Source organism: Blautia intestinalis (assembly GCF_014297355.1).
Classification (GTDB): domain Bacteria; phylum Bacillota; class Clostridia; order Lachnospirales; family Lachnospiraceae; genus Blautia_A; species Blautia_A intestinalis.
In genome coordinates this window covers 34137-54374 of sequence record NZ_JACOQE010000007.1, presented here as the reverse complement: position 1 = coordinate 54374, position 20238 = coordinate 34137, and the positions used below count along the sequence as shown (strand labels likewise).

At 37.4% G+C, this 20238-nt stretch carries 21 protein-coding genes, 1 tRNA gene and 6 pseudogenes; 23 read left to right on the top strand and 5 right to left on the bottom strand.

What is annotated here, in order from left to right; all coding sequences use genetic code 11:
• Positions 1-13 precede the first annotated feature (13 nt).
• The 21 genes and pseudogenes from H8Z79_RS11660 (at position 14) to H8Z79_RS11560 (ending at position 16063) form a co-directional block, all read left to right on the top strand.
• Entirely contained in the window at positions 14-2041 is a 2028-nt protein-coding gene (locus H8Z79_RS11660; RefSeq protein ID WP_118040495.1) for an LTA synthase family protein, read from the top strand.
• Positions 2042-2693: 652 nt separating this feature from the next.
• A tRNA-Arg gene (locus tag H8Z79_RS11655) sits at positions 2694-2767 on the top strand.
• A gap of 326 nt (positions 2768-3093) precedes the next feature.
• Positions 3094-4059, top strand: coding sequence for a ParB/RepB/Spo0J family partition protein (locus H8Z79_RS11650; RefSeq protein ID WP_118031503.1), 966 nt, complete (start codon positions 3094-3096; stop codon positions 4057-4059).
• Between the two features lie 14 nt (positions 4060-4073).
• Positions 4074-4859 carry a ParA family protein gene (locus tag H8Z79_RS11645; RefSeq protein ID WP_005334870.1) on the top strand — a complete coding sequence of 262 codons (786 nt, stop codon included), beginning with the start codon at positions 4074-4076 and terminating at the stop codon, positions 4857-4859.
• Entirely contained in the window at positions 4849-5751 is a 903-nt protein-coding gene (locus tag H8Z79_RS11640) for a ParB/RepB/Spo0J family partition protein (protein WP_118031502.1), read from the top strand. Before H8Z79_RS11645 ends, H8Z79_RS11640 begins: the two co-directional genes overlap by 11 nt.
• Positions 5752-5829: 78 nt before the next feature.
• On the top strand, positions 5830-6828 hold the full coding sequence (locus H8Z79_RS11635) for a DUF6017 domain-containing protein (RefSeq protein WP_117947869.1): 999 nt from the start codon (positions 5830-5832) through the stop codon (positions 6826-6828).
• Between the two features lie 9 nt (positions 6829-6837).
• Positions 6838-7134, top strand: coding sequence for a hypothetical protein (locus H8Z79_RS11630; protein ID WP_005334864.1), 297 nt, complete (start codon positions 6838-6840; stop codon positions 7132-7134).
• 7 nt (positions 7135-7141) lie between these two features.
• A pseudogene (locus H8Z79_RS11625) lies at positions 7142-7366 on the top strand (hypothetical protein); the annotation flags it as partial.
• Positions 7366-7842, top strand: a pseudogene (gene folE, locus H8Z79_RS11620) (GTP cyclohydrolase I FolE); the annotation flags it as partial. The pseudogenes H8Z79_RS11625 and folE, both read left to right, overlap by 1 nt.
• Positions 7805-8485 carry a 7-cyano-7-deazaguanine synthase QueC gene (gene queC / locus H8Z79_RS11615; protein WP_117528508.1) on the top strand — a complete coding sequence of 227 codons (681 nt, stop codon included), beginning with the start codon at positions 7805-7807 and terminating at the stop codon, positions 8483-8485. The pseudogene folE and the gene queC, both read left to right, overlap by 38 nt.
• Before the next feature lie 14 nt (positions 8486-8499).
• Positions 8500-8997: a preQ(1) synthase gene (gene queF, locus H8Z79_RS11610; protein ID WP_055214233.1), complete on the top strand. Its 498-nt coding sequence runs from the start codon at positions 8500-8502 to the stop codon at positions 8995-8997.
• A gap of 67 nt (positions 8998-9064) precedes the next feature.
• Positions 9065-9457 (top strand): annotated as a pseudogene (locus tag H8Z79_RS11605) (pyridoxamine 5'-phosphate oxidase family protein).
• Between the two features lie 30 nt (positions 9458-9487).
• Positions 9488-10018, top strand: coding sequence for a GNAT family N-acetyltransferase (locus H8Z79_RS11600; RefSeq protein ID WP_117528507.1), 531 nt, complete (start codon positions 9488-9490; stop codon positions 10016-10018).
• A gap of 38 nt (positions 10019-10056) precedes the next feature.
• Complete coding sequence (locus tag H8Z79_RS11595; RefSeq protein WP_117528506.1) at positions 10057-10593, top strand: dihydrofolate reductase; 537 nt, start codon at positions 10057-10059, stop codon at positions 10591-10593.
• Positions 10562-11098, top strand: coding sequence for a GNAT family N-acetyltransferase (locus tag H8Z79_RS11590; protein ID WP_117528505.1), 537 nt, complete (start codon positions 10562-10564; stop codon positions 11096-11098). The genes H8Z79_RS11595 and H8Z79_RS11590 overlap by 32 nt, the downstream gene beginning before the upstream one ends.
• Before the next feature lie 150 nt (positions 11099-11248).
• A pseudogene (locus H8Z79_RS11585) lies at positions 11249-11356 on the top strand (TnpV protein); the annotation flags it as partial.
• Positions 11357-11532: 176 nt separating this feature from the next.
• Complete coding sequence (locus tag H8Z79_RS11580) at positions 11533-12207, top strand: response regulator transcription factor (protein ID WP_005334858.1); 675 nt, start codon at positions 11533-11535, stop codon at positions 12205-12207.
• The gene (locus H8Z79_RS11575) at positions 12195-13376 is read left to right on the top strand and encodes a HAMP domain-containing sensor histidine kinase (protein ID WP_005334857.1); all 1182 of its coding nucleotides are present in this window, start codon (positions 12195-12197) and stop codon (positions 13374-13376) included. The genes H8Z79_RS11580 and H8Z79_RS11575 overlap by 13 nt, the downstream gene beginning before the upstream one ends.
• An 82-nt stretch (positions 13377-13458) precedes the next feature.
• Entirely contained in the window at positions 13459-14523 is a 1065-nt protein-coding gene (locus tag H8Z79_RS11570; RefSeq protein WP_040015615.1) for an ABC transporter permease, read from the top strand.
• Positions 14524-15183 (top strand): hypothetical protein, encoded by a 660-nt coding sequence (locus tag H8Z79_RS11565; RefSeq protein ID WP_005334852.1) that lies wholly within the window; start codon positions 14524-14526, stop codon positions 15181-15183. It abuts the gene before it with no gap.
• 4 nt (positions 15184-15187) lie between these two features.
• Positions 15188-16063: an ABC transporter ATP-binding protein gene (locus H8Z79_RS11560; protein ID WP_005334851.1), complete on the top strand. Its 876-nt coding sequence runs from the start codon at positions 15188-15190 to the stop codon at positions 16061-16063.
• 73 nt (positions 16064-16136) lie between these two features.
• On the opposite strand, the pseudogene H8Z79_RS17695 reads toward H8Z79_RS11560, so the two are convergent.
• Positions 16137-16193 (bottom strand): annotated as a pseudogene (locus tag H8Z79_RS17695) (hypothetical protein); the annotation flags it as partial.
• The gene (locus tag H8Z79_RS17690; protein ID WP_334285710.1) at positions 16190-16429 is read right to left on the bottom strand and encodes a penicillin-binding transpeptidase domain-containing protein; all 240 of its coding nucleotides are present in this window, start codon (positions 16427-16429) and stop codon (positions 16190-16192) included. The gene H8Z79_RS17690 and the pseudogene H8Z79_RS17695, both read right to left, overlap by 4 nt.
• Positions 16430-16528: 99 nt before the next feature.
• Between H8Z79_RS17690 and H8Z79_RS11550 the strand changes: the two genes are divergently transcribed.
• Positions 16529-16738 (top strand): DUF6219 family protein, encoded by a 210-nt coding sequence (locus tag H8Z79_RS11550; protein WP_005334849.1) that lies wholly within the window; start codon positions 16529-16531, stop codon positions 16736-16738.
• Between the two features lie 102 nt (positions 16739-16840).
• Here H8Z79_RS11550 and H8Z79_RS11545 read toward each other — a convergent pair.
• From H8Z79_RS11545 to H8Z79_RS11535, 3 genes and pseudogenes are all read right to left on the bottom strand, one after another.
• A pseudogene (locus tag H8Z79_RS11545) lies at positions 16841-17494 on the bottom strand (CpXC domain-containing protein).
• A gap of 65 nt (positions 17495-17559) precedes the next feature.
• Positions 17560-18084: an ImmA/IrrE family metallo-endopeptidase gene (locus H8Z79_RS11540; RefSeq protein WP_005334847.1), complete on the bottom strand. Its 525-nt coding sequence runs from the start codon at positions 18082-18084 to the stop codon at positions 17560-17562.
• A gap of 83 nt (positions 18085-18167) precedes the next feature.
• Positions 18168-18626, bottom strand: a complete 459-nt coding sequence (locus tag H8Z79_RS11535; RefSeq protein WP_005334845.1) for a helix-turn-helix domain-containing protein — start codon at positions 18624-18626, stop codon at positions 18168-18170.
• A gap of 247 nt (positions 18627-18873) precedes the next feature.
• Between H8Z79_RS11535 and H8Z79_RS11530 the strand changes: the two genes are divergently transcribed.
• Positions 18874-20163 carry a Y-family DNA polymerase gene (locus H8Z79_RS11530; RefSeq protein ID WP_456298200.1) on the top strand — a complete coding sequence of 430 codons (1290 nt, stop codon included), beginning with the start codon at positions 18874-18876 and terminating at the stop codon, positions 20161-20163.
• Positions 20164-20238: the final 75 nt, after the last annotated feature.

The following is a 20238-nucleotide window of genomic DNA, read 5'->3' as shown; positions in this document are numbered from 1 at the left end:
TTGAGGATTAGAAATGAAGGAACTGAAAAATAAAGGCAGGCAGAGATGGAGAGATTATATCTGCCTGTTCGTTTCGTTTTTATTTGTTTTGTATTTTGGAATTAATTATAAAAGTATCATATACAACTCACACACTTTGGGAAATGGAATAAAGATACTTGTTCTTGCAGGTCTGTGGGCAATCGGCACAGTACTTATTTTTGTGAAGCTGGAAGTAAAAGAAAAGACTGGTCGGATCATAAATATCCTGTATGTGCTTTTGTCTCCATGTTTCATTTTTCTGAATATGGAAGCAGCTACATTTGCAATGGGAAAAAGCTTTTCCGGACTGAATAAAAGTCTTTTACTTTTTAATATATGTTTTATTTTAATATTAGAACTGATATGTATTGTTCTTACAAACAGAATACGACTGGGAACTGACATTTGCGCGTTTATATGTGTTATGTTCAATATTGCAAACTATTTTGTATATGAGTTTAGAGGAACTCCGATCATTGCCTCTGATATTGCAACTATAAGTACAGCGGCAGAGGTTGCGTCTTCATACGAAATAAAATTTGACTGGTATCATCTGGTTACACTGTTGCTCTTGTTTGATTTCTTTATGTTTGGCAGAGTTATAAAATGTAAACCTGTTTTCAGTAAAAAGAAATTTCGACTTTGCGGAATCATTGTAATGGCCATTATATCGGTAGTAGGTGTGAAACAATTCATCCTTACAGATTATCTTGATAATCATGGGCTGAAGCTGAGCCTGTTTGACCCAATGAGAAGCTATCGAACATATGGCAGTATTGCAGGTTTTTCACGAAGCATTCATTATTCTATACTGAAAAAGCCAGAAGGCTACAGCCTTGAAAAAGTCGAAGAAATTACATCAAAATATGAATCGGATACAGTGGATAAAACCAAGGAACATCCGAATGTGATCGTTGTGATCAATGAAGCATTTTCAGATTTGAAAGATCTGGGTGATTTTGAAACAAACGAAGATTATATGCCGTTTGTCCATGGATTGATGAATGACAGAAATTGTGTAAGTGGTACAACGTATGCGTCCATTGTAGGCGGACAGACAGCAAATACAGAATATGAATTTCTGACAGGAAATTCACTTGCATTTCTGCCGACGGGTGCGGTTGCATTCCAGCTTTTTGTAAAAGATGCAATGCCATCACTTGTGACACAGCTTCAGGATGAAGGGTACATGGGAAGTACTGCGATTCATCTTCATCGAGCAAGTAATTACAGACGTGACAGAACGTATCCACTGCTTGGATTTAAAGATTTCTACAATTATGACACGGTAACGACACCGATAGAAAAACTGAGACATTATGCTACAGATGCCGGTTCCTATCAGCGAATCATCGAAGACTTTGAAAGCTATAAGAAGGATTCAGATGATCCGTATCTTGGATATGTCATGACAGTGCAGAATCACAGCCCGTTTATCAGCAGGGGTGATGATAATTATAAGCAGACAATTTCACTTAAAGATATGAAAGCAGAAGATGTTGAAACCTATCTGAGCCTGATTAAATTATCAGATGATGCTTTCAAAGATCTGGTGGAATATTTCAAAAATGTAGATGAACCGACTGTAATATTTATGACGGGAGATCATCAGCCGAGAATTAATGATGCGTCCATGAATGCACTTACAAAGGGACAATATAAGAACTGGAATGATGAAGAAATGATGCGTCATCGTTATGCAATTCCTTTTGTAATCTGGGCAAATTATGACATTGGTGGACAGAAAGTAGAGCAGACGAGTATGAATTACCTTCAGACACGTCTGATGGAAACGACAGGAAGTGAATTGACTGGATTCCAGAAATACCAGCAGGATCTGCAGAAGGAAATTCCGGTGCTGACAGGAAACGGATATGTCGGATCTGACGGAAAGTTCTATGAGTTGAATGATGAGACATCACCATATTATTCATTACTTCAGGACTATTCGATCTTGCAGTATAATGATCTGGTTGATACAAAAAATCGTGACAATGACTTTTTCAATCTTCAAAAATAAAGGTCTTGTTTTTTAAAGAAAGATATAGTACAATTTTATGTGGAGTAGCACAATATGCTGCTCCATATTAAATAATATATGTGTTTCCTTAGCTTAATAGATAGAACAAGTGCCTCCTAAGAGAAAGCTGAGGCATTCCCCAAATTGGGGAACGTTCTAATGTTAGCAAAGCAAAAAAATCTGTAGATTTACAACTCGAAAAAGAGTTGATAATCTTATATATGGCCGAAGGGAAAAATCCCAGAAACCCAGTAAAATCAAGGGTTTGCGGCATGTGTCGTCATAGCTCAGCTGGATAGAGCACTCGCCTCCTAAGGGCTAGGTGGAACAAACGCCTTTTGATATGATAACTAGATAAAATTGAATAGATTTTTAAGAATGTCCCAGTACCTCAGCAGGATAGAGGGTTCGCCTCCTAAGAGAAAGCCGAGGCATTCCCCAAAGGGAAAAAATGAAAAACAACTTTCAGTTCGAATCTATTCTGAAAAATGCTAATGGTGACAACAAAGCATTCCCCAAATGGGGGAACGTTCTAATGTTACCAAATCAAAAAAATCTGTAGATTGACAACTCGAAAAAGAGTTGATAATCTTATATATGGCCGAAGGGAAAAATCCTAGAAACCCAGTAAAATCAAGGGTTTGCGGCATGTGTCGTCATAGCTCAGCTGGATAGAGCACTCGCCTCCTAAGCGAGGGGTCGGAGGTTCAAATCCTCTTGGCGACGGGCTTCAAAGCGTTCGAAAATGTTAGCTGGATTAGCTGACAACGAACGCTTTTGTTATTTTCAAATCACGTTCGTGACACAAAATTCCATTCAAAATGATCAATTTCCAGCTAACGCAATCCGATTTTTGTTAGCTGACAGCTAATCAAAATTACCGGTTTGCAAACATGGGTTTTAAGAAGTCCAGCTAACATTTGGGTTCCGCTCCGTTGTCACCCCTTATTCGGGGATGTAAATCAGAGAAAAGGCGGGAAAAGAAACAATCTCTCCCAAACCTGCAAACATAAATTAGCTGAAACAGTATTCAATTCTATTAGCTACAGCTAATGGTCAAACAGCAATGTCTGTTTGGAACTTTACTATCTATAAAAGTTCCAGGCAGGCATTTTTTATTTCCTGAATCCTGGAGGAAAGGAGTCAAGATGACTGAGCCAAACAGACAATCAGGAGAAAACGAAGAAAAAATCATAGAAATTGAGATTGAGCGTCTTCGTCCGTTCAAAGAGCACCCGTTTCAGGTAAAAGATGATAAGGAAATGTTTCTTTTGCAGGAAAGCATTGAGAAGTATGGAATTTTAAATCCGCTAATCGTCAGACCAGTACCGGATGGATACTATGAGATCATATCCGGTCACAGAAGAAAACATGCTGCGGAGAAACTGGGATACCGTAAAGTACCGGTGATCATCCGAGTATTAAGTGAAGATGATTCCATCTTGAGCATGGTAGATTCCAATCTTCACAGAGAACGGATCAGCTACAGTGAAAAAGCTTTTGCTTACAAACTGAAGAATGACGTATTAAAAAGAAAAAGTGGTCGAAAAAAGAGCCAAGTTGACCACAAAACACCAAGAAAGCGGGCAATAGAAATCATCAGTGAAGATTGTGGTGATAGCCCAAAACAAGTGCAGCGTTATATCTCACTGACAAAACTGATACCGGAAATGTTGCAGAAACTGGATGATGAGATCATTTCTTTTTGTCCGGCTGTAGAGATAGCTGCATTAAGCGAAAAAGAACAAAGAGAACTGCTTGTAGCAATGGAGTATGCACAGGCAATCCCATCACTCTCACAGGCCCAGAGGATCCGGCAACTGAGTAAAGAAAAACAGTTGTCACTGGAAAAGATGGAAGAAATCATGTGTGAGGTTAAAAAGGGTGAAATCACAAGAGTGGCTTTCACAAACGAACAGCTACATAAGTATTTTCCAAATTCTTATACACCGGCAATGATGAAGCGGGAAATACTGGCACTGTTGAAATTATGGAAAAAAGAATCATGGGAAAGTTAAAGGAGGAAGAAATCATGTGTAAAGTTATATCCGTAGTAAACCAGAAAGGCGGCGTTGGAAAGACCACCACAACCGTAAATGTAGGCATTGGACTGGCAAGAGAAGGTAAGAAAGTGTTGCTGATCGACGCGGATCCACAGGGAAGTTTAACAGCAAGTCTTGGATATGAGGAACCAGATGATCTTCGCATCACACTGGCAACGATCATGATGGATGTCATTAACGAAGAAGAAATCTCTCTGGAAGATGGTATCTTACATCACCAGGAAAATGTAGATCTACTTCCGGCAAATATTGAGCTTTCTGCCCTGGAAGTAACGATGGGAAATGTTATGAGCAGAGAAATGATCATGAAGGAATATATCGATGCGATAAGAGGCCGATACGATTATATCCTGATCGACTGTATGCCAAGTCTTGGTATGATGACAATCAATGCACTGGTCTCTTCTGATTCTGTTTTGATACCTGTACAGGCCGCATATCTGCCTGTTAAAGGACTTCAGCAGCTGATCAAGACCATTCTTACAGTAAAGAAAAGACTGAACCGGAAACTGGCGATTGAGGGTATTCTCCTGACTATGGTAGATTTCAGAACCAATTACGCAAGGGACATTGCATCAAGAGTACATACAACATACGGAAGTCAGATCGAGGTATTTGAAAATGTAATTCCGATGTCTGTAAAAGCTGCTGAGACCAGTGCAGAGGGAAAAAGCATCTATATGCACTGTCCAAAAGGAAAGGTTGCAGAGGCATATAAGAACTTAACACAGGAGGTTTTGAAGAATGAAAAATAGAAGTGGCGAAAAGATTAAACTGGCAAGTATTGATGAACTGCTTGGTGTGGTAAATGAAGAATCTGCAATGGAGATAGAAATCAGTAAGATCCATCCGTTTAAAAATCATCCGTTCAAGGTGCTGGATGATGAAAAGATGCAGGATCTGGTTGAAAGTGTAAAGATCAATGGAATACTGACACCGGTACTGCTTCGCATGGATGAAAATGAAGAATATGAAATGGTATCCGGTCACAGAAGAATGCATGCAGCACAGCTTGCAGGACTGACGACAATTCCGGCAATCGTAAGAGAATTATCAGATGATGATGCCATTGTGGCTATGGTGGACGCTAATATTCAGCGAGAGGAACTGTTACCAAGTGAGAAAGCTTTTGCTTACAAGATGAAACTTGATGCAATGAAAAGGCAGGGAATCAGAACAGATTTAACTTTGTCTCAAAATGAGACGAAGTTGAGATCAGATGAAGTCTTGAGCAAGCAAGTTGGGGAAAGTAGAGCTCAGGTTCAAAGATTTGTACGATTAACAGAACTTATTCCGGAACTTCTTGATCTGGTAGATAACAAGAAGCTTCAGTTTACGGTTGCTGTCAATATCTCCTACATCGATAAGGAAGTACAGGGATGGATCTACGAATATATCAGCGACACCGGATTCATCAAACCAAAACAGATTGCAGCACTCAGAAATCAGCTGAATGATGGACCAATCAATCAGATTCAGATGTTATCGATTTTCAATAACTGTGTGATGGCAAAGAAAGTATCCCGGTCTCTTACTTTCTCAGAAAAGAAACTGACAAAGTATTTTCCGGATGATTATACAGCCAAAGATATGGAACAGGTAATTGAATCATTATTAGAAAAATGGATGCAGGAACAGTCCTGTTAAGGATAGAAAAAGCTAAGAAAACAAAGTCAAAGAAGTTTAAAAAGAGGACTTCTTAGCAGAAAACGAAAGGAGGAAATTATGGAGAAAAAAATGACATTTAATTATTTTTACGGTACCGAAGCTGATCAGTTCAGCTTCTACCGCATACCAAAAGCATTATTTACAGACAGCTATTTTAAAGATTTATCAAGCGATGCTAAAATTTTATATGGACTGATGTTGGATCGAATGTCTCTTTCCATCAAAAATCAGTGGTTTGACGACAAAAACAGAGCATATATCTACTTTTCCATCGAAGATATCATGGAATTACTGAACTGTGGCAGAAATAAAGCCATCAAATCCATGAGAGAGCTGGATGACGAAACAGGAATTGGTCTGATTGAGAAACGCAGGCAGGGATTTGGAAAGGTGAATGTTATCTACGTAAAAACCTTTATGCCTGAGAAAACAGATGAGAAAAAATTTGGAGAGGAATTAGAGAAGTTTAAAAAACAAACTTCTGTGGAAAATGAAGAGCCTGCAGAAGTTTACAATTTAAACTTCATGAAGTCCCAAAATCAAACTTCTAGAAGTCCCGAAAACAAACTTCAAGAAGTTTACATTTCAAACCCTAATAATACTAATCTTAGTGATACTGAAATGAATGATAATAAATCTAATCCTATCATATCTGTGGATGAGAAAAGATTTGATAGCGATAACCGCTCTGAGGATTATCAGGCTTATGAAAACCTTGTCAAAGAGACCATTGATTATGAATCACTGGAAGTAACCCATCATGACGATATGCGACAGGTAGATGAAATCGTGAACCTGATCGTAGAAACTGTGATGTGTAAAAATGACAAGATATTGATTGCCAGCAACTGGTATCCGGCATCACTGGTGAAGAAAAAATTTCTGATGCTGACCTATTCACATATCGAGTATGTCTTACACTGTATGCGTGGTAACACCACCAAAGTGAAGAACATCAAGAAATATTTATTAGCATCCCTGTTTAATGCACCGTCTACGATGAACGGGTATTATCAGGCAGAGGTGAACCATGATATGCCAGGACTGGTAAGATAGGAGGTGCACATGTTTATTTTAAAACTTGCTGGGAAAATATTATTACTGCCGGTATGGCTGATCCTTTTTGTGATCGGACTGGCAGTAAAGATGACAGTACAGACTTATGCGGTTGTCAGAGGGATCCTTGGGTTTATATTCACTTTGTTGATTATAGCGACTGCATACTGTTACCATGACTGGGTACAGGTTGCATTTCTGTTTTCGCTGAGTGTAATTCTGTATCTGATCCTTTTTGCAGGAGTGTTCGTAGATACTGTACTGGACATGACAAGAGAACGCATTATTGATTTTATTATATCGTGAGGAGGATATGAAAATGAGCGAAAACAATGATTATATTCAGTTACCACCACTTAAAAAAGACACACCGTCCGATGTGGTAGCATTTATGTGGGAGTACATAAAAGTACCGGAGGATTCAAGAGAAAAAGTTAAGAATCTGCTTAAAGATGCAAATGAAAATGGCGTAAAATTAAGTCATCAGGCACCAACACTGTATGATGTTGTCCCAAAAGAAGAAATTACTGAATTTGAATGAATTATACAAATGAAGAAATTGCAGATATGTTTAACAAAACATTTGCACTTGATAGACTGGAAGAAGAGTTCGAAAACGTGGAATGTAAAAGTCAAAATGGAAATTCTGATATGGTAGTGGTAAAAGACATAGATATTTTCAGTTATTGTGAGCATCATCTTGCACTTATGTATGATATGAAGGTAACGGTTGCCTATATTCCAAAGGGAAGAGTGATAGGTCTTAGTAAGATAGCAAGAATAGCAGATATGGTATCGAAAAGATTACAACTTCAGGAAAGAATAGGAAGTGATATTGCAGATATTATGCAGATGGTTACAGGAGCAGAAGATATAGCAGTACTTATTGAAGGATGTCACAGCTGCATGACTGCAAGAGGAATTAAAAAAACTAACACAAAAACATATACACAAACATTAAGAGGGAGATTTAACAATGAAAGCAATGGTTTTGTTCAGTGGTGGAATAGATAGTACAACATGCCTTGGTATGGCAGTAGAAAAATATGGTCCAGAAAATGTTATTGCATTATCAATAGCATATGGTCAGAAACATACAAAAGAGATAGAAGCATCAGATAAAATTGTAAAATACTATAATGTAGAACATATTTATCTTGACCTTGCAAAAATTTTTCAATATAGCGATTGTTCCCTATTATCACATTCTGATAAGGAAATACCTAAAGAATCATATAATGACCAGATTAAGAGTACAAATGGTTCACCTGTTTCAACATATGTTCCATTTAGAAATGGATTATTCTTATCAAGTGCTGCCAGTATAGCACTTTCAAAAGGCTGCAGTGAGATATATTATGGAGCACATGCAGATGATGCAGCTGGAAGTGCATATCCTGATTGTAGCAGCGATTTTAATAATGCAATAAATGAAGCGATATATCTTGGAAGTGGAAAACAGATTAAGGTTGTAGCACCATTTATCAATGCAACTAAAGATCAGGTTGTTAAAAAGGGACTTGAGATAAATGTGCCATATAAATACACATGGAGTTGTTATGAAGGTGGAGAAAAACCTTGTGGCAAATGTGGAACATGTATAGACAGAGCTAAAGCGTTTGAGTTAAACGGAATTAAAGATCCGGCAATGGAATAAAAAGGAGAAGAATTATGACAGGAAGAAGCAAAGAAGAGACAGCAGACATAACATTATTAGGTAATCAGAAAACACAGTATCCATGCGATTATGCACCGGAGATGTTAGAGACTTTTGAGAATAAACATCAGGGAAATGATTATTTTGTAAAATTTAATTGCCCTGAATTTACAAGTTTGTGTCCCATAACAGGTCAACCGGATTTTGCCACTGTTACAATATCATATGTACCCAACATTAAAATGGTGGAAAGTAAATCATTAAAACTATACTTATTTAGTTTCAGAAATCACGGTGATTTTCATGAAGATTGTATGAACATAATTATGAAAGATTTGATAAAACTTATGGATCCAAAATACATTGAGGTATGGGGAAAATTTACTCCGAGAGGTGGAATATCAATAGACCCTTACTGTAATTATGGAAAGCCTGGAACAAAATGGGAAGAAATCGCATTTAATAGAATGGCAAATCATGATATGTATCCGGAAAAGGTTGATAATAGATAAGAATAATAGGGAAAATAGTGATATAATGAACCTATCAAAATAAAAATTGAGATAGGAGGATTACATAATGGAACAGGTAGTAAAATTTTAAAAGGAAGCAGAAACATATTATTTGGCAACAGTAGAAGGAGATCAGCCAAGAGTTAGACCTTTTGGAACAGCCCATATTTTTGAAGGTAAATTGTATATTCAGACAGGTAAAACCAAGGATGTTTCAAAGCAGATTCACGCAAACCCAAAGGTAGAAATCTGTGCATTTAAGGATGGAGAGTGGCTCCGTGTGGCTGGAGAACTTGTAGAAGATGACAGAAGAGAAGCAAGACAGTCTATGCTTGATGCATACCCATCTTTACAGAATATGTACTCAGCAGATGATGGTAATACAGAAGTATTCTATTTCAAAAATGCCACAGCTACATTTAGTTCATTTACACATGAACCACAGGAAGTTAAATTCTAATAACAAAGGATTAGTGCTGGAGGTATTATTGTGAAACTTAAGTTAGTAAAAGCAACAAATAAATATCGTAATCAAATTGTAGATATGTTAGATGAGTGGAATAATTCTGGTGAAGAAATTATTCCATATGTAATTGGTCGTTTAGATTACAGTGATTTTGATTACTATTGTAACAATCTGGAAGTAAGAGACACAAGTGAGGGATTAGTTCCTGATTCTACATTTTTTTGCTTAGATGAAGAACGAAACATTGTTGTAGGTGCTGTAAACATTAGACATTATTTAAACGAAGCATTGTTATTAAATGGTGGACACATAGGAGATGGTGTTCGCCCATCAGAGAGAAGAAAAGGGATTGCAACAAAAATGATATCGTTGGCTTTGAAAGAATGTAGAAAGCTAGGAATAAATAAAGTTCTGATGGTTTGTGATAAAGGAAATATTGGTTCGGCTAAAAGCATTGAAAACAATGGAGGAATACTAGAAAACGAAGTCGTGGTTGATGGTGTTGTGGAACAAAGATACTGGATTGATTTGGATAAGGTTCGAAGTGTAGAATGATTGACAAAGAGAATGGAATCTGTAGGAGGGAGTATCATATGATAGGTTTAATAGTAGCTCGTTCAAAAAATAATTGTATTGGGAAAAATGGAAAAATCCCATGGAAAATTAAGGGCGAGCAAAAACAGTTCAAGGAACTTACAACAGGAAATGTTGTGGTAATGGGACGGAATTCATATGATGAAATCGGTCATCCACTCCCAAATAGAGAAACTATAGTTATTTCAAAAAGTAAAAAATATGTTGGAAGAAATATTCATACAGCATCTAGTGTAAAAGAGGCTATCGAGTTAGCGAAAGGAAAGGATGTATATATAGCCGGTGGTTATGGAGTATATAAAGAAGCTATACCATTAGTGGATGTAATGTACATTACTGAAATTAATATAAATATAGAGCAAGGGGATGTTTTTTTCCCAGAATTTGATGAGAATGATTTTGATATAACAATTGAAGAAATGTCTGAGGACAATGAACAGTTTACAAGAAAGATTTATAGACGAAAAGTAGCAGTAAAAAATCGTAATTTTAAGGAGCAAAGATATGAATACTATTGTACAGCTGTTTCCTCTTGAATGTAGCGATAGAGAACAGTTTATTTTGGATAATCAGGAAGCCTTTAATTATGGTGCGATGGAAGAATTTGGACTTAGAGATGACCACTTTGAGGAAGAGGATCAAATCATATCACGGGATACGATTGAGCAGTCCATTGACGGCGGAGAAGCCTACCGTATCGTACTGGACGGTCAAAAAGTCGGCGGCATAGTGATCAAAGTTGACGGCGAAAAAGGTGACCTTGATCTTCTTTTTGTTTCTCCGGCTGTCCATAGCAAAGGTATCGGATATGCTGCTTGGTGTGCTGTTGAAAAACTGTACCCGGAAGTGAAGGTGTGGGAAACGGTCACTCCGTATTTTGAGCAGCGCAACATTCATTTTTATGTCAATCGCTGCGGCTTCCACATTGTAGAGTTTTTTAATAAATATCACCAAGATCCGAATGATCCGGAAATGTGCTCCGAAGAACTGGACGAGCAGTTCCCGGACGGAATATTCCAGTTTGAAAAGGTCATTCGGTAAATTCAAGTTTACAGAACTGAATCAAAAGAGCTCGAAGGAGCTCTTTTTCCTTTTTTATAATAGTATCTGGGACTGTTGTTCCGTTGATAAGATTTTCAAGTTGTTGTGCGACTTCGGCTTGTTTGTTTGGATACAGACGACTATAAGTATTTAAGGTTTGAAAGAATTGTAGAGCAGATGAAACAGGCACAGGGGATCACGGAACAGTTAAAGGCAGAAAATCAGATGGAATGGGTAGCGAGAATGAACAATATGTAATCGTGTGCAAGGGAGATTGTGGATACAGAGATGGTTTATCAATAATGGAAATAAAATGAAGGAGAAAAGGCGGCAGTTTAGAAAGGCTGTTGCCTTTTAGGAATTGTTGTTTATTTGTTGTTTTTTATAAGATATACTATAAAGAAAAGATAGCATTATAGCCAGAGGTGGAATTTATGAACTATAAAATTTTAATGGTTGATGATGATAGAGAATTGCTAAAAATGTTGAATCAATACTTTACATTGAAGAATTATACAGTGATTATTGCAGAAAATGGCATAGAAGCAATGGAAAAGATAAGTGTAAATCCCGATATTATTTTATTGGATGTAAATATGCCGGGAATGGACGGAATTGAAGTGTGCAGAAGAATCAGAGATATGGTTTCCTGTCCGATTATTTTTTTGACTGCAAAAGTAGAAGAACAGGATCGAGTAATGGGATTGTTGTCTGGTGGCGATGATTATGTTTTAAAACCATTCAGTTTGAAAGAATTAGATGCCAGAATTATTGCCCATTTGAAACGTGAGGAACGTTTACATAGAAAAACAGAACAACGGTTTTATGGGGAATTAGTAATTGACTATGCCAGTAAATGCGTACATATTAAAGGAAATGCTTTAGGGCTTACTAAATTAGAATATGAGATTATAGAACTTTTATCCATGAACCCTGAAATGGTGTTTGATAAGGAACGTATTTATGAAAAGATTAGTGGATACGATGCAGAAGGAGATAGCCGAGTGGTGACAGAGTTAATTCGTAGAATTCGTAAAAAAATCAATCAATATACGGAGCATGAATATATTGAAACGATATGGGGGATGGGATATAAATGGACAAAATAAGAAATCTTTCGTTGAGAAAAACTATAGTTTTGTATATGATTGTTAGTTTGATAGTTAGTTTTTATCTTTCAGCATTGATTATGCGAATGGCAGCCACTATACAAGATGACATTTGGTGGAAATATGTAGATCAAGAAAAGTATTTTGAAATGGCAGAAGGTGAAGGTAGAAAGTATTTGACAGATGTTCCGAGACCGAATTCTTATGAAATGAAAAAATTTGATTATCATGTATCAGAGATATGCGATTTCCTTCAGACGTTTACAGTACTTATCGTGTCTGTGGTAGGCAATATCATAGCAGTGTTTCTTTTTTATAAGCATAAATTGAAAAATCCCATTGAAGAATTAGAACTGGCATCACAACAAGTTGGTCGAAATAATTTGGATTTTCATATTACCTATGAAAATAAAGATGAAATGGGAAGATTGTGCAGAGAATTTGAACGGATGAAGGAGCAGCTTGCAGAAAATAACCATCAATTATGGAAAATGATTGAGGAAGAAAAGGCTTTGCGAACAGCGATTGCACATGATATACGTTCTCCACTATCTGTGCTGGAGGGGTATCAGGAAATGCTTTCAGAATATCTCCCTAAGAAAGAGATAAATATGGAGCAAGCCCTAGATATGGTAAATGAAAGCAAAAAACAGATTGAACGTATGGATATATTTGTGGAAACAATGCGAAAGATGAGCAGTTTAGATGCAAGGGAGTTGGTGGCAGAAAAAATTACAAGTAAGCAGTTAGAAACAGACATACGTGCAGAGATGAATGTGTTTGAGAAAAAATTTGGAAAGCAATACGATTTAGAATGTTCGGAAACAGCAGAAAAATTTTCGGGAGATAAGGAAGTGATTTTAGAGGTTATAGAAAATCTTTTGTCAAATGCCTTTCGTTATGCCAAAACAAAAGTGGAAATGGAAGTTCTCCTTACTTATTCTGAATTACAAATCAGAGTAAAGGATGATGGAGTGGGATTTACAGTAGACAAACAAAAGGCAACAGAGCTTTTTTATCAGCAAAATGTGAAAGATAGTTTGAAACATTCAGGAATGGGTATGTATATCAGCAGATTGTATTGTGAAAAGCATGGCGGACAGTTACTTATAGAAAACGAAAAACAGAGTGGAGCTGTAATAACAGCAGTATTTCATCGGATTGCATAAGCAGTCCGATTTTTTTATACTGTTGTCTTTTTGTTGTGATTTATATTTTATGATGTCTATAACAAGGAAAGGAGACAAACGTATGATTGCTATTTTTAAAAGAGAGATTAAGAATTATCTAAAGCGACCGTTATTTTGGGTAGGTATTCTGCTTGTGATTTATGGTGTGTTTAATACGACAAGTCCATATTTAATGACACACTATTTAGGGCAAGGAGAGAAAATTGTCAATGATTATCCTGATACAGTTCGCTTAGGAGATGTTTATGAAGGATATATTCCTGCGAATCCTGAAAAACATCGAGAAATATGGAGTGGACAGATAAAACAAGCACTAATTGATGAATTAGAAATGTCTGATTTAGAGGCACAATCCGTAATGAGCGAACTTGTTGATATGGAGTTAGAAGAAGCATTCGTATATCTGGAGGAAAAATATGATTGGTATAGTGCAAGATATATGTACGAAGATAGTGCCTATTACAAAGGAACATCAGAAGAAATCAACGCATATCTGAACGAAAAAATGAAAAATAAGACGTTTTCTTTTTATTACTCAAGAAAATTTGCTGATTTTGCAGGGTTGTTTATGTGTTTTTTTGCAACAATTATGTTAGCGGTTCTGTTTTTACAGGATACGAAAAAGCATACTTATGAATTGCTTCACACGAAACCGATCACTGCCGGAAAGTATGTATTGGGAAAAGTAAGCGCAGGATTTGCAATTTGTTTGATTGCTCTGACTATTATAAATCTATTATTTTGGGCATTGTGTGTTATTTATACAAAAGACAGTGGGTTTGAAGTGCGGTTCTGGGATTTTATAGTTTCTACTGTACTTTATATACTTCCCAATATGCTGATGATTGTAAGTGTATATACATTGATTTCACTCCTATTTAAAAATCCACTTCCGGGAGTGCCACTTCTGATTCTTTACATGGTATATTCCAATATGGGCGGAAGAAATGCGGAAGGAGTTTATGGATATTGGGGAAGACCTTTTGCGATTATGGTTCGATTCCCTGATCAGCTTTTCGATACGACACCGCCACCAATGGCATTTTTAAATCAGAGTCTACTTATTTTAGCATCTGTAGTGATTATTCTGATTTCAATACAGATTTGGAAGAGGAGGCGGATGTAAATGAAGAAGGAAATGAAGATTGTTCTGCCGTTTTATAAGATTGCTTATGCAGTATCTTTTGTTGTGATTTTAAGCTTGATACGTGGGGTTGTATTCACAAATGAAATAGGACTTTCCATTGAGGCACCTTTTGCTATATTGACTGCTGTTTTTTGTGCGGACACTTATGTGCAGGAAATTACAAGCAAGAGATCAGAAATCCATAGGCTGTATCCAATAAGAAAGAGAATTTGCTCCATCATGCAGCGAATAATGATACAGGAAGTTTTTTTATTACTGCTTGCTGTTTTAGGTTACGGATTGTTTTTTGTGTTTCAAAAACCGGTCACACATCCGGCAACAGAAAGTGAAATACTTCAGTTTATTGCCTATTTTTTAGCGATTGTAGTAACCATTTTCTTTTGGGGAATATTGGTCAATACATTGTCTATGCTTTTTCGCAATATGTGGATGGGGATTGGAAGCTGTCTTCTGATATGGGTAGCAACAAATTCCACGGGAGGAGATAAACTTTTTGGGGCATGGAATCTGTTTTCCTATGCTTTCAGAGATATAGAAAATACTGCTGATGTTACATGGCTGCAAGGGAAAGCTTTGTGTATTGGTATTGGATTGATTTTATTGGTAGTATTGCCGAAAATAGTTAGAAAGAGAGGGTAAGTTTATGAGTATTCATATTGAGGATTTAACAGTAAGATTTAAAAATGGTGTGACAGCAATCAATCATGCGAATTTAAATATACCGAATGGAATTTTTGGATTATTGGGAGAAAATGGAGCAGGAAAGACAACTTTGATGAGGGTTTTAACTACTGTACTTAAACCTACAAGTGGAACGGTCACATTGGACAGGATTTTATATAGTGAAGGAAACTATGAAAAAATCCAGAGAAAAATAGGGTATCTGCCACAGGAAATTGATCTTTACCCGAATTTGACTGTTCAGGAGTGTTTAGAGTATATGGGTGATTTGGCAGGTGTTCCAAAAGCAGAATGCAAGAAACGAATAGAATATTATTTGAAAAAGACCAGTCTTGCAGAACACCGGAAAAAGAAAATGAAACAGTTGTCAGGCGGGATGAAACGACGGGTAGGATTAGTGCAGGCGCTTTTAAATGAACCGGAATTTTTGATTGTGGATGAGCCGACTACCGGTTTAGATCCAGAGGAACGTATTCGCATCCGCAATTTGTTAGTAGATTTTTCTGAAAACAGAACGGTTTTGTTTTCAACTCATGTGGTGGAAGATTTGGCTGCTACCTGTAACCAACTTGCAATTATGCACAAAGGTAGTTTCTTATATGCGGGTTCTATGAAGAATTTGACAGAAGAAGCACAGGGGAAAATCTGGATTTGCAAAGTACCTGATGAGAGAAAAGCAAGAGAAGTGGAACAGAAGTATCGTATTACATCAAAACAGTATGTTGAGGGGGGATTGCAGTTAAGAGTGATTTCTGAAATACAGCCAGAATTGGAGTGTATGTCAATTCCTGCAACGTTGGAAGATGCTTATATTTATGTGACGAATCAATACGAGTAGATAAAGCACCATCTGATGCTTTACTACCAGTTGCACGTTGTTCGCTTTGAATATTTGTGGAGAAAAAGTATGTATTATTTTGGCTTTCTATAAAACCTATAAACCAGCCATTTATATCCTGCCCGTTCACTCGTCCGGTTCCGGTTTTTCCATAAATTCTCCATTTTCAGAGGCGGTAAGATGGATGGAATTTTTGACGGCATGAATATTAGCAGGAGTAAAGTTGAAGTTGTTTCGATATAAATTTTTCAAAAGTTCAACTTGTTCTACTGGTGAAATCTTTAAGGATGACTGCATCCAGTAGGAAGAGAAATCTCCGGATATATTTTCATTGCCATATCCTATTTGCTGAAGGTATGAATTTATAGTGGAAGCTCCGAGCTGCTTGTCGATTGATTCAAAATACCAGTTTGTATATATATTTTAAAAGGTATATGATTAAGAAAAACGGCAGGAGGTATCTGAATGAAAGCACATAAATATTGGTCTATCAGTGCACTGATTACAATGCTTGGAACTTTTTATACAGGTTATAAGGGATCAAAAGAAGGCCATAAGTACTTTGCAGCAAGTACTTTGCTTTGCATGATTATGGCTATTTATACAGGACACAAGATGATTTCTGGTAAAAGTAGGAAGAAAAAAGAAGTTTCAGTAGAGAGTGTTGAAGATTAAAAAACAAAATATTTTAATAAATAACGCCGGTGCGGGATTTTTGATATCCAGTACTGGCGTTATTTATTCTACAGGGGCTTGGGGGTGTAGCCACCAAATATACTATTCGTTTTCTGCTTCAGCAAGTTTGTTAAGAATCCACTCCCGATTGATAACAATATCCTCATCATCTCGGAGATCTTTGAAATCAGTGCAGTGTGAAGAAGCAAATTCATACATATCGTCAATGTCAACTGCACCAGTGGTCTCACCCTTATTAATGATTACAAGAATATTTGTTCCGTCATCGTCGACAGCAAAGCGCAGTTCATCAAATTCTTCATCAGGATTATTTTCGAGAAGAGAATCTGTCGCAAGTAATTTAACAAGTTCCATTATCCTGTCATCTTTACCTGCATCAAAAATCTGTATCTTTTCAACGAGCTGATTTGGTGACGTTACGATTCGGGATAAATATTTTTCAGTACGAAAATCAAACAAAGCATTTTCACCATAAAACATTTCATATGTCTTTTCTACTTCTGATTCAGAAACCAGATAAATCATGATAAGATCTTCCATCTAGTGATAGAGTGTAGGATAGTTTAAACGAAAGGTCTCTCCACAGCTCGGGCAAGTATAAAGGAAAATAGATTTATTAAGTACCTTCTCTTTCATTTCAGGATCCAGTGCAGTATTAATACTGTCCCAGAGCTCAAAATCCCCCTCATGATGGCAGGAAGGACAAGTTACTTTTTCAATATGATGTCTTGACATAAATGTTCCTCCTTTCAGTGAGATAAATCTATAGTTTTCTTATTGTAGAATGCGCTTATCCTTTATTATTTTGCCAGGAAATTACTCTGAATCTCCATCGGCATATGATAAGCCTGGCCTCGTTTTGTCAGGCTGTATAGTTTAAAGCTCATGAGTTCCGGAGTTGCATTCAGAGAACTGCAGAGTCCGAAGTAATCCAGGTCTTCGTTCTGAACCATATCTTCGATCTCCTCATCATCAATCAGAAGATCGGCAGCAAACAGATTGGCCTGGTATTCTGTATTATCCGTCATATTGTAGAGTGTATCATCTTGCATCGGAGCCATTTTCAGCTGGGAACGATGCAGGATGATATGCCCTAATTCATGGGCGGCAACGATCATCTTTTCTTCTTCTGAAAGGAAACTGCTGATCATGACATAGATCGTCTTGCAGCTCATAAAACAATATCCTTTCAGTGTCTTATATCTGGAAGTTTCCCCGACAACAATGTTCATCTGATCCATGATCTCAAAGGGATCCCTGGTGCCATATTTCTTGATTAATTTCTTTGTTTCTGTATATATGTAAGTGTTTCTCAAATAAATCACCTCAAAAGTAAAAAATAAAAAGGGCAGAAATATCCTTGTAACTATAAGGTAACAGATTAGGTGTACAATAATCCCGCCTTCTATTATTTTTCCTCTTGGTTTTTCAGATATTTTTTCGGTGTAAATTTCTTTGCACGTCTTTTGGAATCCAGATAAAGGCTCTGGATCTCATCCATAAAAGCTATTTTATCTTCGTCTGTCAGTGATCCACCAGCAAACATAGCTGCAGCCTGTTCCAGGATCTGCTGAGCCTGTTTGGCACCACGGTTACCAAACTGTTCGGATGCTTCTGTGATAAAAGCTTCATCCTCACTCATGAGATAAGAAACGTCACACTGTAATGCATCTGCCAGTTTCTGATACAGAACATTTTGTTTTGGAAAACGTCCTTCTACTTCCCAGGATCGAATGGTCCTATATGAAACACCAACCATACTGGCCAGTTCCTGCTGACTCATCTTTTTTTCTTTTCTTAATGATCTTACTTTTTCACCGAATGTCATAAACATACCTCTTTCTAAGCCTTGTCTTATAAGTTTCATTAGCCGCCTCAAGGCAAAACGGGAAATGTGTCTCCTGAAAATTAAAAATTAATCTTGACAAAGGGAAATATCTCTCCTATAATGTGAATTACAGATAAGGGAAACATCTTTCCTATAAGATACACAATATTTCCTCTTTTGTCAATGGATATGTGAAATGAATTTCCTGTAATTCAATGAAAACAGGAAGGATAGACAATCATTGATAGTCAAAATGGGATACATGTTACAAAAAGAGGAAAGACGTATGGGAGGTGGCAATGTGAGTCAGGATCAGACTTCTATTATCTGTATTGATCTGAAGTCCTTTTATGCTTCTGTAGAATGCGTAGAACGTGGGCTGAATCCATTTAAAACAAACCTGGTGGTTGCAGATCCTACCAGATCAAAGTCAACAATCTGCCTGGCAATCACTCCGGCCATGAAGGCGCTTGGCATCAAGAACCGGTGCCGGATCCATGAGATACCGGATTGTGTGAAGTACATTACAGCCATGCCGAGGATGCAGCTGTACATGGATTATTCCGCAAAAATCTATGGAATCTATCTGCGGTATGTCTCAAAAGAAGATATCCATGTGTACAGTGTCGATGAATGTTTTATTGATGTGACAAACTATCTGCAGCTTTATCATCTCACTGCAAAAGAAATGGCGGTAAAGCTTATGCAGGCAGTCATGGAGGAAACTGGCATCACTGCAACTGCAGGTGTGGGAACCAATCTGTATCTTGCTAAGATCGCAATGGATATCGTAGCAAAGCATGTGGATGACCATATTGGAATCCTGAATGAATTCTCTTACAGAGAGCAGCTATGGGATCATAAACCATTAAGTGACTTCTGGAGGATTGGATCCCAGACTGAAAAGAAACTGGCTGGTTACGGGATCCATACGATGGGCGATATCGCAATGGCTTCTTTAAGATCCGAAGACTGGCTGTATAAGATGTTTGGGATTGATGCAGAGCTGTTGATCGATCATGCATGGGGTTATGAAACATGCCGGATGAGTGACATCAAGAACTATCATTCGGAAGAGCACAGCCTATCGAATGGCCAGGTGCTGATGCGAAATTATTCTTTTGACGAAGCACTTGTGATCGTAAGGGAAATGACAGACAATCTGGTCCTGGATCTGTTTGAAAAAGGACTGGTAACAAACTCTCTCACCTTATGGATCGCCTATGACCACAGGTATGAGCATGAGGCATCCAAAGGAACCGTAAAACTCGAAAGAGAAAGTAACAGTTCCAAAAAGATCATAGATGCAGTGGAAGATTTATATCGCAGGATTGCAGACAAATATACCGGAATCCGAAGAATCGAGGTGTGTGCGAACAGGGTTGCTCCTGAAAATTATGTGCAGTACAGCCTGTTTGATGATCCCAAACAGACCGATAAGGAACGGCATTTACAGGAAGCAGTATTGAATGTAAAGCAGCGTTATGGAAAGAATGCGATCATGCGTGGATCCAATCTGCTGGAGTGTTCTACTTATAGAGAACGCAACGAGCAAATAGGTGGTCACCGTGCTTAGAGGAGGTGCAAAAAGTGCTGGCAAGTGCATATCAACCGTATTTATATTTACCAAGACCGGTTTCCAGGAGACATC

What these genes read in the sequence shown, in the direction of transcription:
- H8Z79_RS11660 (WP_118040495.1), top strand. Translation starts at nt 14, where the DNA reads ATGAAGGAACTGAAAAATAAAGGCAGGCAGAGATGGAGAGATTATATC.
- H8Z79_RS11650 (WP_118031503.1), top strand. Translation starts at nt 3,094, where the DNA reads ATGGTCAAACAGCAATGTCTGTTTGGAACTTTACTATCTATAAAAGTT.
- H8Z79_RS11645 (WP_005334870.1), top strand. Translation starts at nt 4,074, where the DNA reads ATGTGTAAAGTTATATCCGTAGTAAACCAGAAAGGCGGCGTTGGAAAG.
- H8Z79_RS11640 (WP_118031502.1), top strand. Translation starts at nt 4,849, where the DNA reads ATGAAAAATAGAAGTGGCGAAAAGATTAAACTGGCAAGTATTGATGAA.
- H8Z79_RS11635 (WP_117947869.1), top strand. Translation starts at nt 5,830, where the DNA reads ATGGAGAAAAAAATGACATTTAATTATTTTTACGGTACCGAAGCTGAT.
- H8Z79_RS11630 (WP_005334864.1), top strand. Translation starts at nt 6,838, where the DNA reads ATGTTTATTTTAAAACTTGCTGGGAAAATATTATTACTGCCGGTATGG.
- queC (WP_117528508.1), top strand. Translation starts at nt 7,805, where the DNA reads ATGAAAGCAATGGTTTTGTTCAGTGGTGGAATAGATAGTACAACATGC.
- queF (WP_055214233.1), top strand. Translation starts at nt 8,500, where the DNA reads ATGACAGGAAGAAGCAAAGAAGAGACAGCAGACATAACATTATTAGGT.
- H8Z79_RS11595 (WP_117528506.1), top strand. Translation starts at nt 10,057, where the DNA reads ATGATAGGTTTAATAGTAGCTCGTTCAAAAAATAATTGTATTGGGAAA.
- H8Z79_RS11590 (WP_117528505.1), top strand. Translation starts at nt 10,562, where the DNA reads ATGAATACTATTGTACAGCTGTTTCCTCTTGAATGTAGCGATAGAGAA.
- H8Z79_RS11580 (WP_005334858.1), top strand. Translation starts at nt 11,533, where the DNA reads ATGAACTATAAAATTTTAATGGTTGATGATGATAGAGAATTGCTAAAA.
- H8Z79_RS11575 (WP_005334857.1), top strand. Translation starts at nt 12,195, where the DNA reads ATGGACAAAATAAGAAATCTTTCGTTGAGAAAAACTATAGTTTTGTAT.
- H8Z79_RS11570 (WP_040015615.1), top strand. Translation starts at nt 13,459, where the DNA reads ATGATTGCTATTTTTAAAAGAGAGATTAAGAATTATCTAAAGCGACCG.
- H8Z79_RS11565 (WP_005334852.1), top strand. Translation starts at nt 14,524, where the DNA reads ATGAAGAAGGAAATGAAGATTGTTCTGCCGTTTTATAAGATTGCTTAT.
- H8Z79_RS11560 (WP_005334851.1), top strand. Translation starts at nt 15,188, where the DNA reads ATGAGTATTCATATTGAGGATTTAACAGTAAGATTTAAAAATGGTGTG.
- H8Z79_RS11550 (WP_005334849.1), top strand. Translation starts at nt 16,529, where the DNA reads ATGAAAGCACATAAATATTGGTCTATCAGTGCACTGATTACAATGCTT.
- H8Z79_RS11535 (WP_005334845.1), bottom strand. Translation starts at nt 18,626, where the DNA reads ATGAAACTTATAAGACAAGGCTTAGAAAGAGGTATGTTTATGACATTC.
- H8Z79_RS11530 (WP_456298200.1), top strand. Translation starts at nt 18,874, where the DNA reads ATGGGAGGTGGCAATGTGAGTCAGGATCAGACTTCTATTATCTGTATT.